This window comes from Mesorhizobium sp. WSM4815, assembly GCF_055811575.1.
Map to the genome: position 1 here is coordinate 1 of NZ_JBVVQS010000085.1, position 14,366 is coordinate 14,366.

Below are 14,366 nucleotides of genomic sequence, written 5' to 3' on the forward strand. Positions count from 1 at the left end.
AGTAGGGCAGTAGGGCAGTAGGGCAGTAGGGCAGTAGGGCAGTAGGGCAGTAGGGCAGTAGGGCAGTAGGGCAGTGGCTCGAGCGCCCTTTAAACATATTGCCCTACTGCCCTACTGCCCTATTCCCCTTAGCCACCAATCCCCCAGCGCCAACTGATCCGTGATCTCGAAGCGTTCGGAAACGCCGACACGGATCATGTTCAGGCTGCCCTCGCGGGTGTAGCGGAATTCACCTGATGCATTCGAGCCGGCGGGCCGACCGGCCTGGAATCTGATGACGCGGGTGCCGCCATCGGGCCAGGTCACGGTGACCTCGGCTTTGTCGCCCGTGTGGACAACGCCTGCCTTGCAACTGGTCATCGGCTGGCCGACATGGCGCGCGCAAGGAATTTCGTTGCGGGCACCCAGCGCCGGCGCGGGCCTGCCTGGCGGCTGCAGCCGCGCAACGGTTTGTGCGTTGGCCGGAGGCGCCGCATTGGCGGCGCGATTGCGGATGGGCTTGTCCGCTGCCGCGGGCGCCTGTGTCTCGCCGGCCGAAGGATTTTCGCTGGCAAAAAGCGCCAGGCGGTAAGCATCCTCGATGGCCACCCTGCCGATTGCCTCAACGGCAGTCATCGTGGGTTCGCGACCGGTCGCATCCAGGCGCGCCGTCAGGTCCGGCGGTGGCTGATCTGCAGTTGCCGGGTTCGAGTCGCCGGCTGCAGCGGCCGTGCTTTCGCCGGTCGCTTCGATATCCACCTCCGCAACTGCCGCCGGATTCTCGGGGTTCAGATAGCGCGCGGGAGCCCATCCCGTCCCTTGCGGGTTGTCGATTTCTGCGACCTTGCACCAACGATAGCCATTGACGTCGTTGCAGCCGAGATTGTTGACGCTCGTGCCATTCGGCAGCCGAGCCTTGATCTTGCCCATCGCCGATGCCGTGGCGCGGACGTTCAGGAGATCGCCCGGAGCAAGGTCGGTCACGATGGAGACGAAAGGCGCCTCCTCGGCCCTGGCCGGCAGCAGCGCCGTCAGCAGGAGAGGGGCGGCAATCAGCAGCGTCGTTCGGAGCGTAACTGTGCGCCTCATCATTTTGGCCGTGGGCGATAGAAGCATTTCCGAAGGCGCGGCCAGGCACCGAATCGCCACCGCATTCCAGGACGATTTTATAAGCGACGACATGGCGCTATGTAAGCCGGAAAATGCGGCTGGGGAATGGTGTTCGGTCCGCGGCATGAGCAAGCTCAGCGTGCGGCATGAACGCGTTGCGTTCAGTCGGACATGAATCCGGTGCGCAGCGCGTAGGCCCATTCCTGCCGTCCCGCCTGTTCGGCCTGCCGCGCTGCCGCCTCATGGTCATAGTCGACGGCGATGGCTTCGAAGCGGTCGGATCGGCCCGGCCCACCCAATTCGACGATGCCGTAGCGTGCATGCGGAGAGCCTTGCTCGGAGACATGCGCCGGTGGCGTGTCGTCGCCATAAGCGGGGCAGCCGATGCTGCCCGGATTGAAGACCACCGGGCCGTCGGGGATACGGATCAGTTCGCTGCGGTGGCTGTGGCCACACAGCACGATGCGGCAAGCGGGATCGAGCGCGGCCAGCCGCCGCTTGATGGCGACCAGCGGCGCGCGCGCCAGCCGGCCGTCGGCCATCGTATCGGTAAGGTATTTTTCGTCATGGTCGGGTCGGGCATGAAAGGCGGTCACGGCTGGGGCGATCTCCAGCGTGAGGGGCAAGGCCAACAGTGCCTCGCGCTGGACCGATGTCAGCCGTTCCTGCGCATAGCGGTCGGACGGCCACATGGCTTCATCCGCGGTATCTCGGGCGACGCGGCGGTCGTGGTTGCCGCGAACTGTCGGCAGGGCGAGCGCTTCAAGCCGCTCCATGGTTTCGCGCGGCCAGAGCGGGCCGGAGACGCAATCGCCGAGATTGACGATGAGGTCAGCACCACCGCGCAGCCGCAGATCGTCGAGCACGGCGTCCAGGGCGAGGATGTTGCCGTGGATATCGGCGAGAACGGCAATGCGCATGGGAAGCTCCGTTGGGTCGACGAATGACGCGTCGGGAAGGGCGGACCTGGCAGGACTTTGGTTGCTCTCCTCTGTTACACCAGGGCTATCGCAGCTGGAAAGCCGAGGCTTTCGCTCTACGATGTACCCCCACCCCTAACCCTCCCCAGTCCAAACAGTGGGGAGGGTTAGGGGCCCACCTTCGCAAGAATCCAAAATGCGATTGCCCTGCCTGCTACACGGGGGCGAGTTTCGGCCTCAGGCGCGGACTTCGATCTCGGAGGCGCCGACCGCGGGCAGAGCCGGGTCGTCGACGGCTGCGGCAATGACGCTATCGAGCAGCCCCGGAAAGCGGGCATTGAGATCGTCGCGCCGCAGCGTGATCAGCCGGCTGGTGCCGACGACCTCGGTGCGGGTGACGCCGGCCTCGCGCAATTTGGCCAGGTGGTAACTGAGATTGGTCTTTGAGCCGAGATCGAGGAATTGGCTGCAATTCAGCGGCACGCCCTCCTTGCTGGCGAGATAGCGCACGATGGCCAGCCGGGTGGGATCGCCGAGCACGGCAAGCACGTTCGGCAGGCTGATCTGGTCGGCGGTGGGGTGGGGCAGCGTCATGCCGGAGAACTAAGCGCAATCAGGGCCGATTTCAACGCATCTCCTCCTGGTGGATGCCCTCAGTTTCCACCTCCCGCTACCTTGTCCTGACATGGGGCTGTCAGCAGGGTTCGGCTATTCTCGGGCGGCTCATTGACAACATGCGCCATTATGTACAATTGTTCAATAACTTTTGAACTAAGGATTTCACTATGGACAAGCGCCTCTTCTGGCTTGCGCTCGGATCATTCACGATCGCGACCGAAGGCTTCGTCATCTCCAGCCTGCTGCCTGACATCGCGGGGGATGCCGGCATCTCGGTCCCGCTCGCCGGGACGCTGATCACCGCCTTCGCGCTCGCCTATGCGCTCGGCGCGCCGATCCTGGCGACGCTGACCGGCGAATGGGACCGGCGACGTGTCATCTTGTGGACGCTGGTGTTTTTCGTGCTGGGCAACCTGGCGGCGGCGCTCAGTTCCTCCTTCGAACTGCTGCTGATCGCGCGCATCGTCATGGCGCTGTCGTCCGGCCTGTTTGCGGCGACGGCGCAGGGGACGGCCGTGGCGCTTGTCGATGATCATCACCGCGCCCGCGCCATTGCCGTCGTCGTCGGCGGCACTACGGTGGCGGTGGCGGTCGGCGCACCGCTCGGCGCGCTTGTCGCGACGGTTGCCGGCTGGCGCGGCACGTTCTTTGCCATCGCCGGGCTCGGCGCACTGGCCGGCGCAATCCTGTGGTACCGGCTGCCGCGCGGCATCGTCGGCACCAAGCTGCCGCTCAGGCAGCGGCTGGCCGCAACGCTTCGCCCCGGCGTGCCGTCGATCCTGCTGACTACACTTTTGGCGCTCACCGGCGCCTTCACGGTCTTTGCCTTTGTCGCGCCGCTAGCCATCGAAGGTGGCGGCTTGAGCCCGATCGCGCTGCCCGGCATGCTGCTTGCCTTCGGCGTCGGCGCCGTCATCGGCAACATTGCCGGCGGGCAGGCCGCCGACCGCTTCGGCGCGACACGCACCGTCAGCTGGTCGCTGGCGCTGAGTGCGGTCATGCTGGTGATGCTTTCGGTGATCCCGGCCTTCCTGCCGCACAGCATCGCCGGGCCGGCGCTGATGGCCATGATGGTGCCGTGGGGCATCGTCGGCTGGGCCTTCCCGCCGGCGCAGGCCAGCCGCATCATCAGGCTGGCGCCCGACGCAGCGCCCATCGTGCTGTCGCTCAACGCTTCGGCGCTCTATCTCGGCGTGGCGCTGGGCGCCGTCGTCGGCGGCGCGGTGCTGCGCTATGGCGCGCCGGCTGATCTCGGCCTGGTCGCAGCGGTGTTCCCGATCCTGGGTCTTGGCGTCATGCTGGCCGGCCACCGGGCCGCCCGGGCGGTGGCCATGCCGGCGGAGTAAAGGGAGATCGCAGAAGCGTGGCGCTGTCCTCATCGCGCTGCCAGGCAGAATTTGGGCTCCTCTCCCCCACTCACATCTAGCCGAGTAAGGAACCCAGGTCCTGTAACCCCACACTACTTCCAGGTCCGGCGCCTCTCGATCTCGGCTTCGGATGGCTGTTGCTGGGCGAAGGAGCCAGTCTTGATCTCACCGGCGCGTTCATAGCTCGCTATGATGACGCCGGTGGTCGATGCCTGTGAGCGGTTCAGCTTGAAAGCCGCCGGCATTGCGCCGCTGCCAAACAGCCGCTTGCCCTTGCCCAGCACCAGCGGGAAGGTCAGCAGGCTGATCTCGTCGATCAGGTCGTTGGCGAGCAAGGTCTGGATGAGTTCGCTCGATCCCTGGATGAGCAGGTCCGGCCCGTCCTCCTGTTTGAGCTGGCGCAGGGTAGCCACGACGTCGTCGCCAAGCGACTGGCTGTTTTGCCACGACAGCGTGTCGGGCCGGTGGGTGGCCACATATTTGGTGACGGCGTTGAAACGGTCGGCGATCGGATCGTCTTTCTGGTACGGCCAATGCGCGGCGAAGATGTCGTAGGTCTTGCGGCCGAGGAGCAGCGCGAAGGGTTTTGCGAAGGTCTCACCAATAAAGGCGCTCCCGACGTCGTCCCAGTAATGGAACGTCCAGCCGCCGAATTCGAAGCCGCCGACCGGGTCTTCTTGCGGCCCACCGGGCGCCTGCATGACGCCGTCGAGGCTGACGAATGTCGCAGTGGTGATCTTCCTCATTGGAGTCTCCCTTTAATCATCCGAGCCGTTGCCGCCGGATTTCGGCCAAAGGACGTGCGAGCGGACGCCTGTCCGACAGGGCCGGAAAATTTCTGGGCTCCGGCGCATGTCGAGCGGCAAGCACAGGACGCCTCGACGCGGCGACGTCATTGCGACCGTCCGCCGCCAACACTTTGCGACGAGAACCAGACGTCGCCGATGACGGCGGTGGCGGTGCGGTCCGGCGCCTTGTCGGCCGTCAGCCAGATCTTGCGGCTGCGTGCCGCCTTGTCACGGTGGATTTTCGTCGAGGCCGCCGAGGCGCCGATGCAAGGGATAAACCATGATCGCATGAACGGATCGCAGGCAAACCCCTTATCCGTGCGTGTCACCATCACCGCGAGGCCAATGCGCTCGGCCGGACGCCACGGAAAGACCATGCGGCCGCCGGGCTTCAGCGCCTTCAGCCATTCGGCTGGGGGTGCCGCAACGCCGGCATTGACATAGATGATGTCGGACGGTGGCAGGCCGCCGACGACCGCATCGCCATGGATGACGGTCACATTGCCATAGGCTTCGAGATTCTTTCTTGCACGGTCGGCGAGACCGGAATCCAGTTCGAAGGCGGTGACTGCGCCGCCCGGCGAAACCAGTTTCGCCAGCAGAGCTGTGTAATAACCGGTGCCGGCGCCGACATGAGTGACGGCCTCGCCGGGTTTTGGCGCCACCTTGCCGATCCACATGGCATGCAGGAACGGCTCGCCATTGTTGATGCCCTTCTCGGCGTCGAGCGACACCAGCACGTTCTGATAGATGTGAACAGGATCGGCGCTCGGCGTTTCTACCTTGCCGTTGCCGGCGACGACCGTCCACGGCCCGGGCCCGAGAAAAGCTTCGCGCGGCACCGCGGCGAACACGTCCTCGAGACGCGGATCGGCCGAACCTGCATTGGCAGCCATCAGTCGCGCGTAGAATTTTCGGGTTTCGGCAATTCTGGTCATGTCGCGTGAGAAGATAGCGCGATTGACCGAATTGTCGCGCAGCCCCACGAACTCACTCAATGCATGGTCGAGAAAACCCTCAGCCGACGCGGCGAAGCGCGGCGCCGTGCGCTGCTCAAAGATTATGTGCAGCTTGTCGCCGACCTGATCGAGAACGGTAACGAGGCCCGCCAGGTCGACATCGCGGCGCGGCTCGGCGTCGCCCAGCCGACGGTGGCCAAGATGCTGACGCGGCCGACAGCCCTGCCGGAACCGCCGCGCTGCCGCGGCGTTTGAGATCGTGCCAGCAATTGGCGCGAGACCGAGGAGGATACGATGGGCGTTGAACAGGCACCGACAGCGAAGGGCAAGCAAGCGGCCAAGGGATTGAAGCAGGCTGCGGCGAAGGACGAACGCAAGACCGAAGCGGATACTGGACGCCCGCTCAAGAAGGGCGGGGCCCGCTTCGAGGAGCGCTCGAAAAGCTCGGACGGCAAGAGCGCGGGCACCAAGCAGAAGATCTGAGCGTGACTGACCAAGTCCAAGACCAAAAAAAGCGCCGGCAGGGCTCTCAGCCGCGGGTGTCGTGCAGGGACTGACCCCAGAGCCGGCGGCCCCTTGATGCGAAAAATACTGTGACTTGGCGCAACCATTGGGATAATTGTTTGTTGGGTCGGATCGGGCCATGAGATCGGCAAGATACCGGATACGTGCATCGCGGGGAGTTGCCATGCTCTGGAAAGGTCGTCGTCAAAGTGACAACGTCGAGGACCAACGCGGCCAGGGCGGCGGGCTCAACCTGCCGCGCGGCGGCCCCGGCCGTCTCCGCATCCCGATCGGCGGCCGCTCCGGCGGCGGAATGTCGCTGTCGACCATCATCATTCTCGTGGTCCTCTATTTCGGGCTGAAGGCCATCGGCATCGACCCGCTTCAGATCCTGGCCGGTGGCGGCTTGGTGCCGGGTGGCGGCGGTCAGATCACCGACACCAGCGGAGAACAGGGCGGTGGCACCGGGGCGCCCGCGTCCGACGAGATGAAGCAGTTCGTTTCGACCGTCCTGGCCGAGACCGAGGACACCTGGACCGGCATTTTCCAGGCCGAGGGCCTGACCTACGAGGACCCCAAGCTGGTCCTGTTCAGCGGCCAAATCCGTTCGGCTTGCGGCTTCGCCTCGTCCGCGGCCGGCCCGTTCTACTGCCCCGGCGACCGCAAGGTCTATCTCGACACCACCTTCTTCCAGCAGCTCGACCAGCAATTCGGCGCTTCGGGCGATTTTGCCCAGGCCTATGTGATCGCGCATGAGGTCGGCCACCATGTCCAGAACCTCACCGGCATCCTGCCCAAGTTCAACCAGATGCGGCAGCAGATGGGCGAGGCCGAGGCCAACCACATGTCGGTGCAGGTCGAGCTCCAGGCGGATTGCTTCGCCGGCGTCTGGGCGCATTTCACCGGGCAGAAAGGCATTCTGGAACAGGGCGACATGGATGAGGCGCTGAACGCCGCCCAGCAGATCGGCGACGACACGATGCAGAAGAAGATGCAGGGCTATGTCGTGCCGGAAAGCTTCAACCATGGCACCTCGCAGCAGCGTCAAACCTGGCTGGCACGCGGCTACAAGAGCGGCAAGCTGTCGGACTGCGATACGTTCAACACCCCGATCTGAGGTGTTTGGGCTCTCGTTGAAATGGGCGTTGAAAGCGGCGGCGATGCAGCCGCGCTCATGTCGACAGTTGATGTCAGGATGAAAATTCCTGGCCTGTTCCCTTATTGTTCTGTGGGGCTTGCTCGCCTATAACGAGCTTTCCGCCTTCGCTGCGAGGCGGCTCCAGGAGTCGATACCGTCATGATCGAAGCCAAAACCGCCAGGCGGGGCCTTGCGCTTGTTTTCACCACGCTGCTGCTCGACATCACCGGCATCGGCATCATCATGCCGGTGCTGCCGGCCTATCTGCAGGAACTGACCGGCGTCGGGGTCAGCGAAGCGGCGATCGAAGGCGGCTGGCTGTTCTTCGTCTATGCGGCCATGCAGTTCCTGTTCGCGCCGCTGGTCGGCAATCTCAGCGACCGCTTCGGCCGTCGTCCGATCCTGCTGGCCTCGGTGCTGACCTTCGCCGTCGACAATCTGATCTGCGCGGTGGCCTGGTCCTATTGGGTCCTGTTCATCGGCCGGGTGCTGGCCGGCATCAGCGGCGCCAGCTATTCGACCGCCTCCGCCTTCATCGCCGATGTCAGCACCGACGAGAACAGGGCGAAGAATTTCGGCCTGCTTGGCATCGCCTTCGGCGTCGGTTTCGTCATCGGCCCGGTGCTGGGCGGGTTGCTCGGCGAATTCGGGCCGCGCGTGCCGTTCTGGGGCGCGGCGGTGCTTGCTCTGATCAACTTCATCGTCGGCTGGTTCTTCCTGCCGGAAACGCTGGAGCAGCATCACCGGCGCCGCTTCGAATGGCGCCGCGCCAATCCTCTTGGCGCCCTGAAGCAGATGCGCAATTACAAGGGGATCGGCTGGATCGGGCTGGTGTTCTTCCTGATGACGCTCGGTCACATGATGTACCCTGCCGTGTGGTCGTTCGTCGGCAGTTACCGCTACGGCTGGAGCGAGCAGCAAATCGGCTTCTCACTCGGCGTCTTCGGCCTTGGCGGCGCATTGGTGATGGGTTTTGTTCTGCCGCGCGTCATCCCGCGGCTCGGCGAATGGCGGATCGCCGCCATCGGCCTTGCTTTTACCGCGCTCGCCGCCTTCGGCTATGCCGCGGCGTGGAAGGGCTGGATGATCTATGCGGTGATCGTGGCGACCTGCCTCGAAGCGCTGGCCGACCCGCCGCTGCGGAGCCTGGCGGCGGCCAAGGTGCCGCCCTCCGCGCAAGGCGAATTGCAAGGTGCGATGACCAGCGTGTTTTCGATCACCAGCATCATCACGCCGCTGCTTTATACGGGCATCTTCGCCTGGTTCACCGGGCCGAGCGCGCCGGTGACGTTCGGCGGCGCGCCCTTCGTGCTCGGCGGCATTTTTCTTGCTCTGTCGCTGATCGCATTCGTGCTCAGGGTCGAAAGACCGGTCGCGGTGAAGAACGTCACGACGGCGACGGTGCGAACCTGAATCAGGCGCGCTCTGCCAGCGCCGGCTCGCCGCGCTTTTCGCGGATGAGATTGACGAAGCGGCGGAACAGATAATGCGAGTCCTGCGGGCCCGGCGAGGCTTCGGGATGATGCTGGACCGAAAACACCGGCCTGCCGGTCAGGGTGATGCCGCAGTTCGAGCCGTCGAACAGCGAGACATGGGTTTCTTCGACGCCCGTGGGCAACGAGCCGGCATCGACGGCAAAGCCGTGGTTCATCGAGACGATCTCAACCTTGCCGGTGGTGTGATCCTTGACCGGATGATTGGCGCCGTGATGGCCTTGATGCATTTTGGCGGTCCTGCCGCCAAGCGCCAGCGCCAGCATCTGGTGGCCGAGGCAGATGCCGAAGACCGGGATGTCGGTCTTCAGCAGGTCCTGGATGACCGGAACGGCATAGTCGCCAGTGGCTTCCGGGTCGCCGGGACCGTTGGAGAGAAAGATGCCGTCGGGCCGCATGGCGAGGATATCCTCGGCGCCGGTGTTGGCCGGCACCACGGTGACCTTGGCGCCCAGGCCGGCAAGCAGGCGCAATATGTTGCGTTTTACGCCGTAGTCGATGGCGACGACATGCATGGACGGATCGGTCTGTTCGCCAAAGCCCTCGTCCCAGACCCACGGCGTCTCGCGCCAGACCGAGGACTGGCCGGAAGTGACGTCCTTGGCCAGGTCAAGCCCGATCAGGCCGGACCAGGCAGCGGCGCGGCGCTTCAGCTCCTCGATGTCGAAGATGCCGTCGGGCGCGTGCGCGATGACGGCGTTGGGCATGCCCTTTTCGCGGATCAGCGCGGTCAGCGCGCGGGTGTCGATGCCCGAAAGCGCAACGATGCCGCGTTTCTTCAGCCATTGGTCGAGACCAGAAGCGGCGCGATAGCTGGACGGATTGGTGACGTCGGCCTTGAACACGGCGCCGACTGCGCCGGCGCGGGCAACAGGGTTGAGATCCTCGATGTCCTCGTCATTGGTGCCGATATTGCCGATGTGCGGAAAGGTGAAGGTGACGATCTGGCCGGCATAGGACGGGTCGGTGAGGATTTCCTGATAGCCTGTCAGCGCGGTGTTGAAGCAGACTTCGGCGACGGCGGAGCCGGTGGCGCCAAGGCCGCGGCCCTCGATGACGGTTCCGTCGGCCAGCACCAGCAGGGCGGTCGGCTTCTCGGTGGCCCAAGTGGGGGTCGACGCGGCGGTCATCGTTGCCATGGCGGCACTCCTAAAGGCTGCGCCCTTCAATCGGTCCGGCGAACCATTCTGCGCAGCAAACCGCGCGCAGCGGCGATTTCGCAGCCAGCGCGCGCAAGCTTTTCGTATGGGCACGTCGTTGTCCCAAAACCGCTACGCACTTTTGGGCGAACGTGCACTAGAACTCAGTTCATGCAAGGCCCAGTACATAGGGGAAGGCGCCAGAGCGGTCAATGACGCTACGCCCGCAGGCGCGATTTATTTCGTCGAACAATATCAGCGCTTTGCCGGGCGGCGTCGAATTTGCCTTGGGCTTTCGGCACGGCTATTGTCCGTCGCATTCGAAGGAGAAAGCATCATGCGCGGCAAAATCGCCGAATCCCTGAAGAGCGCGATGAAGGCGCAGGACAAGCGCCGGCTGCCGACATTGCGGCTGATCCAGGCGGCCATTCACGATCGCGATATCGCCAATCGCGGCGCCGGCAAGGAGCCGGCCAGCGACGACGAGATCCTGCAGATACTGGCCAAGATGGTGAAGCAGCGCGAAGAGTCGGCCAAGGCCTTCGACGACGGCAAACGGCCGGAGCTTGCCGCGCAGGAGCGCGACGAGATGGCCATCATCCGCGATTTCCTGCCGACGCAACTGGGGCAGGCCGAGACCGAAACGGCGATCCGCGCCGCCATCGCCGAGACCGGCGCCAGCGGCGTCAAGGACATGGGCAAGGTTATGGCCGTGCTCAAGGAGAAATACGCCGGCCAGATGGATTTCTCCAAGGCGAGCGGCATCGTCAAGGGACTGCTGCAGTAGGATTTTGCCGCTGCAGCGAGTTCATAAAGCATTGGGGGAGGCGACAGCGAGGCGCCAGCCCTGGCCGCATATGATTGATTCTCAGGCACTCTTTGGTTTCTGAGAGCGGGCGGGGCGGGCGGCAGCTCGCACCGACAGGTTCAGTGCCACGGCGGCGCGAATGAGCGCCTTCAACGCCTCTTCATCGATCTTGTCGCCCTCATGGATGTCGATGGCGCGCCTGGTGTTGCCTTCGAGGCTGGAGTTGAAGAGGCCAGAAGGGTCCTCCAGCGAGGCGCCCTTGGCGAAGGTCATTTTCACGACATTCTTGTAGGTCTCACCGGTGCAGATAATTCCGGCGTGTTCCCACACCGGAACCCCTCTCCACTTCCACGCCTCGACCACTTCGGGATCGACCTGCTTGATGAGGGTTCGGATCCGAGCGAGCATCTCGCCCCGCCAATCGCTCAGCTCGTTGATTCTCGCATCTATCAACTGAGAGGGAGTGTCTCCTCCTGCTCCCTCCGTCGAGGCGCTCTTCTTCATGGCTGTTGTCGCTTTGGTCATGATTGGTCCCAGTGGCTTTCTGCACGTCGGCGTCCGGCGTCTGGGCTTCGTGCCAATGCCGGGTGACAACTCTCAACATCGCGGAGGAACCTTCGTCCCTCCGGACCCGATTTGCAATTGGGATCACACGAAAATGGAGCTACGATTTGGCGGCGCTTGTTGAACATTGTCGGCGCCGCCACCGGCGCCGGCGATCTTTCGGCGACATGGGCTCGCAGAGATGCTCGCGAGCCGACGCCGAACCATGAGGGGTCACGGCGATGTTGCACCGTCCCGATGGCAGACGCCCTTGGCTAATTCGCGATGCATCTCACATTCGCTCGCCGGGCAATTGGCTGGCTTGCTGCACCCAGGCGGCAAATTGAGCTTCGTCGAGCTGGTCCTCATAAATGTCGAGATAGCGCACGTCCTTGTGCTTGGACTCGCCGAGAGGGACAGGACGCAGCGACGTGCCCCGGAAGAAGGTCACTTTGACGTAGCGGGTGAAGACATGGAACGACAGGAACCAGCCCTGCCCCTCGATGCCGTAAAACGGCGAGTTCCATTTGACGGCCTTGTGCACGCCGGGGACGGTGCGCATGATGATTGCGTCGAGGCGGTGCCCGACATCGCTTTTCCAGCCCGGCATGGCCGCGATGTAGGCCTGCACGGGAGCGTCGCCTTCGGCCTTGGCGATCTGGGGGTTGCCGCCTGCGAGCAGTGCCGGCTTCGCTTCCTTGCCTGACTGCGGCTTCGGCGTCGCCTTGCGCGGTTTGGTTGCCGCGACCCGCTCGGCGGCGGCCTTCGCCGACTTCTCGGACCTGTGGTCGGCCATTGTGTTCACTCCAAAGTAGGTGGACCCAGTCGATGACACTTGATTTTAGAAAGCCGCCCCTGAAGATCAACGTCAGAATCTGAGGCGGCAGCGGAGCGATCGTACGTCATGGTTGAACTCGTCAAACCGGCGCTTGAACATCTGCCGTCGTACAAGGCCGCCCTTGAGCGCGGCTGGTCGCCGGACAATGTGCGGCTGATGGAGGCGACGCGCGAGCAGCTTGCGGCCATCGAAAAGGATCCAACGGCCTTCCTCGTCGATCTCGACGACCCTGATGCCAAGGGTGATCCGATCACCTTGCCTGATGGGACGAAAGTGCCGCGCCTGCCCGGATTCCGGCGCTGGATCTGGGACGGCGAAGTCGCCGGCTCGATCGGCCTTCGCTGGCAGCGCGGCACCGCCGAGCTGCCGCCACATGTGCTCGGCCACATCGGCTATGCCGTAGTGCCATGGAAGCGGCGGCGCGGCTATGCGACAGAGGCAGTGAGGCTGATGCTCGGCGAGGCGAGGGCGCTCGGCCTGCCCTTCGTCGAGATCACCGCCAAGCCGGGTAATCTCGCCTCGCAGAAGGTGGTCCTGGCCAATGGCGGACGGCTCGTCGGGCGATTCTTCGAGGACGCTGCCTATGGCGGCGCCGAAAGCCTGCGCTATCGCATCGACCTGTAGCGCCTGCCGACTATTCGGCAGCGGCCGGCAGCGGCGGCATCGTGTTTCGGCGCCACTCCCAGGTATGTGAGGCGAGCGCTACCGCCACGGCGACCAGCGTGGCCATGGCGCCAACCACCGGCAGGCTGCGATAGCCATAACCGGCATTGAGCATGGCGGCGCCGAGCGAGGCGGCCAGCGCGATGCCGACATTGAAGCCGGCCGGGATAAGCGATGAGGCGAGATTGGAGGCGTCCGCCGTCCAGGTCAGGATACGGGTCTGGATCGGGGTGCCGATGGCAAAGCTGAGACCACCCCAGATAGTGATCGCAACGACCATCGGCACCGGGTACGGGCTGGCGGCGTAAATGACGGCAAGTGTCACCGCCTGCATGAAAAGCATGGTGATGAGCGACGGCATCAGTTTCCAGTCGGAGAGCCGCCCGCCAAGAAAGACGCCGATCGTCGCGCCGACACCGTTGAGCAGCAGCACCCAGGGCACCAGGCCCTCGCCGAGGCCGGTGACTTCAAGCAGCGTCGGCGTGATGTAGGTGAACAGGCCGAACTGGCCGATCATCAGCATCAGCATGAGGATTAGCGACGTCCAAACCTGCTGGCGTGCGAGCACGCGGACCTCGCTGCCGAAACTGACGGGCCGGCGCGACGATCCCGTCCGGCGCGGCAGGAGGGCGGCCATGGCGGCGATGGAAACCACACCAAGCGCGCACATCACCCAGAACGTCGCGCGCCACCCCCAAATATTGCCGATCGCCGTGCCGGCCGGCACGCCGATGACATTGGAGACCGTGAGGCCCGACAGGATGAGCGCCACGGCCATTCCACGCTGATCCTGGCGGACCAGGCTGACCGCAACCACCATCGCGACGCCGAAATAGGCGCCGTGCGCCACGGCCACTGCAATCCGCAACAGCAACATGGAGGCGAAGTCGGGCGCAAGGGCGCAGGCGGCCTGGCCGATGGCGAAGGCTGCGGCAAGGCCAAGCAGCAACGCCTTGCGGGAGATTGTCTTGGTAGCGAGCGTCAACAGCGGTCCGCCGATCGCGATGCCGCCGGCGTAGCCGGAGACGAGATAGCCGGCCGTCGGGATGGAGACGCCAAGGCCGTCCGCCACCTGCGGCAGCAGGCCGGCGATGACGAACTCGGTGGTGCCGAATGCGAACGCAGCGATGAACAGGGCGATGAGGGGAAGCATGGCGCGGGAAGGCGATCCTTGAATGAGATGGCTCAAATCACGGACGAGAGCGGCGGGCAATCCAGAAATTCTCGACGCCGCTTTAGGTTTTCTTCATCGGTTCAGCCAGGCTCCGGCGGCACAAGACTAGACGGTCGCCGTCTTCCTTCCGTAGGGGGCGGATTTCAAGCGATCCTTAGAGCGCCTTGCGTTCTGGTGGAACCAATACCGCGCTCCAGGTCTTTGCTTGACGCGTGTTGTCCGACGCCAAGCGAAGACGGTTGGCTGAAAAATGCTCTAGCCGACAGACGGGAGGGTTAGCAAAGACTAATTTTCGCGCGCCGGCTGCAGGCAATTCCCGCGCTGG

15 protein-coding genes and 1 pseudogene are annotated in these 14,366 nt (G+C 64.4%); 7 read left to right on the top strand and 9 right to left on the bottom strand.

Annotation, left to right across the window (positions count from 1 at the left end; genetic code table 11):
- Positions 1 to 111: 111 nt before the first annotated feature.
- From AC0L2B_RS08955 to AC0L2B_RS08965, 3 genes are all read right to left on the bottom strand, one after another.
- The gene (locus tag AC0L2B_RS08955) at positions 112 to 1,068 is read right to left on the bottom strand and encodes an SH3 domain-containing protein (protein ID WP_208602516.1); all 957 of its coding nucleotides are present in this window, start codon (positions 1,066 to 1,068) and stop codon (positions 112 to 114) included.
- Between the two features lie 182 nt (positions 1,069 to 1,250).
- Positions 1,251 to 2,009, bottom strand: a complete 759-nt coding sequence (locus AC0L2B_RS08960) for a metallophosphoesterase family protein (protein WP_473744992.1) — start codon at positions 2,007 to 2,009, stop codon at positions 1,251 to 1,253.
- Between the two features lie 237 nt (positions 2,010 to 2,246).
- Positions 2,247 to 2,603: an ArsR/SmtB family transcription factor gene (locus AC0L2B_RS08965; RefSeq protein ID WP_027151146.1), complete on the bottom strand. Its 357-nt coding sequence runs from the start codon at positions 2,601 to 2,603 to the stop codon at positions 2,247 to 2,249.
- A gap of 191 nt (positions 2,604 to 2,794) precedes the next feature.
- On the opposite strand from AC0L2B_RS08965, the gene AC0L2B_RS08970 reads away from it, so the two are divergent.
- On the top strand, positions 2,795 to 3,973 hold the full coding sequence (locus tag AC0L2B_RS08970) for an MFS transporter (RefSeq protein WP_287309939.1): 1,179 nt from the start codon (positions 2,795 to 2,797) through the stop codon (positions 3,971 to 3,973).
- A 113-nt stretch (positions 3,974 to 4,086) separates the two neighbouring features.
- Here the strand turns inward: AC0L2B_RS08970 and AC0L2B_RS08975 are convergent, their stop codons facing one another.
- Both AC0L2B_RS08975 and AC0L2B_RS08980 read right to left on the bottom strand, forming a co-directional pair.
- On the bottom strand, positions 4,087 to 4,740 hold the full coding sequence (locus tag AC0L2B_RS08975; protein ID WP_473744994.1) for a dihydrofolate reductase family protein: 654 nt from the start codon (positions 4,738 to 4,740) through the stop codon (positions 4,087 to 4,089).
- A gap of 146 nt (positions 4,741 to 4,886) precedes the next feature.
- Positions 4,887 to 5,720 (bottom strand): protein-L-isoaspartate O-methyltransferase family protein, encoded by an 834-nt coding sequence (locus tag AC0L2B_RS08980; RefSeq protein WP_473745101.1) that lies wholly within the window; start codon positions 5,718 to 5,720, stop codon positions 4,887 to 4,889.
- Between the two features lie 93 nt (positions 5,721 to 5,813).
- Between AC0L2B_RS08980 and AC0L2B_RS08985 the strand changes: the two are divergent.
- From AC0L2B_RS08985 to AC0L2B_RS09000, 4 genes and pseudogenes are all read left to right on the top strand, one after another.
- Positions 5,814 to 5,954 (top strand): annotated as a pseudogene (locus AC0L2B_RS08985) (manganese-binding transcriptional regulator MntR); the annotation flags it as partial.
- Positions 5,955 to 6,035: 81 nt separating this feature from the next.
- Entirely contained in the window at positions 6,036 to 6,224 is a 189-nt protein-coding gene (locus AC0L2B_RS08990; RefSeq protein ID WP_023799765.1) for a hypothetical protein, read from the top strand.
- A 205-nt stretch (positions 6,225 to 6,429) separates the two neighbouring features.
- Positions 6,430 to 7,362 (top strand): KPN_02809 family neutral zinc metallopeptidase, encoded by a 933-nt coding sequence (gene ypfJ / locus AC0L2B_RS08995; protein ID WP_473744995.1) that lies wholly within the window; start codon positions 6,430 to 6,432, stop codon positions 7,360 to 7,362.
- Between the two features lie 180 nt (positions 7,363 to 7,542).
- Positions 7,543 to 8,796, top strand: coding sequence for a TCR/Tet family MFS transporter (locus AC0L2B_RS09000; protein ID WP_473744997.1), 1,254 nt, complete (start codon positions 7,543 to 7,545; stop codon positions 8,794 to 8,796).
- Position 8,797: 1 nt separating this feature from the next.
- Here the strand turns inward: AC0L2B_RS09000 and carA are convergent, their stop codons facing one another.
- Positions 8,798 to 10,015, bottom strand: a complete 1,218-nt coding sequence (gene carA / locus AC0L2B_RS09005; RefSeq protein WP_128171088.1) for a glutamine-hydrolyzing carbamoyl-phosphate synthase small subunit — start codon at positions 10,013 to 10,015, stop codon at positions 8,798 to 8,800.
- Between the two features lie 337 nt (positions 10,016 to 10,352).
- Here carA and AC0L2B_RS09010 point away from each other — a divergent pair, with 337 nt between their 5' ends.
- Positions 10,353 to 10,802: a GatB/YqeY domain-containing protein gene (locus AC0L2B_RS09010; RefSeq protein WP_236387232.1), complete on the top strand. Its 450-nt coding sequence runs from the start codon at positions 10,353 to 10,355 to the stop codon at positions 10,800 to 10,802.
- An 81-nt stretch (positions 10,803 to 10,883) separates the two neighbouring features.
- Here the strand turns inward: AC0L2B_RS09010 and AC0L2B_RS09015 are convergent, their stop codons facing one another.
- Both AC0L2B_RS09015 and AC0L2B_RS09020 read right to left on the bottom strand, forming a co-directional pair.
- Complete coding sequence (locus AC0L2B_RS09015; protein ID WP_473744998.1) at positions 10,884 to 11,348, bottom strand: DUF1801 domain-containing protein; 465 nt, start codon at positions 11,346 to 11,348, stop codon at positions 10,884 to 10,886.
- A gap of 310 nt (positions 11,349 to 11,658) precedes the next feature.
- The gene (locus AC0L2B_RS09020) at positions 11,659 to 12,162 is read right to left on the bottom strand and encodes a DUF1801 domain-containing protein (RefSeq protein WP_473744999.1); all 504 of its coding nucleotides are present in this window, start codon (positions 12,160 to 12,162) and stop codon (positions 11,659 to 11,661) included.
- Positions 12,163 to 12,270: 108 nt separating this feature from the next.
- Here AC0L2B_RS09020 and AC0L2B_RS09025 point away from each other — a divergent pair, with 108 nt between their 5' ends.
- Complete coding sequence (locus tag AC0L2B_RS09025) at positions 12,271 to 12,828, top strand: GNAT family N-acetyltransferase (protein WP_473745000.1); 558 nt, start codon at positions 12,271 to 12,273, stop codon at positions 12,826 to 12,828.
- A 10-nt stretch (positions 12,829 to 12,838) separates the two neighbouring features.
- On the opposite strand, the gene AC0L2B_RS09030 is transcribed toward AC0L2B_RS09025, so the two are convergent.
- Positions 12,839 to 14,020: an MFS transporter gene (locus tag AC0L2B_RS09030; RefSeq protein ID WP_473745001.1), complete on the bottom strand. Its 1,182-nt coding sequence runs from the start codon at positions 14,018 to 14,020 to the stop codon at positions 12,839 to 12,841.
- Positions 14,021 to 14,366: the final 346 nt, after the last annotated feature.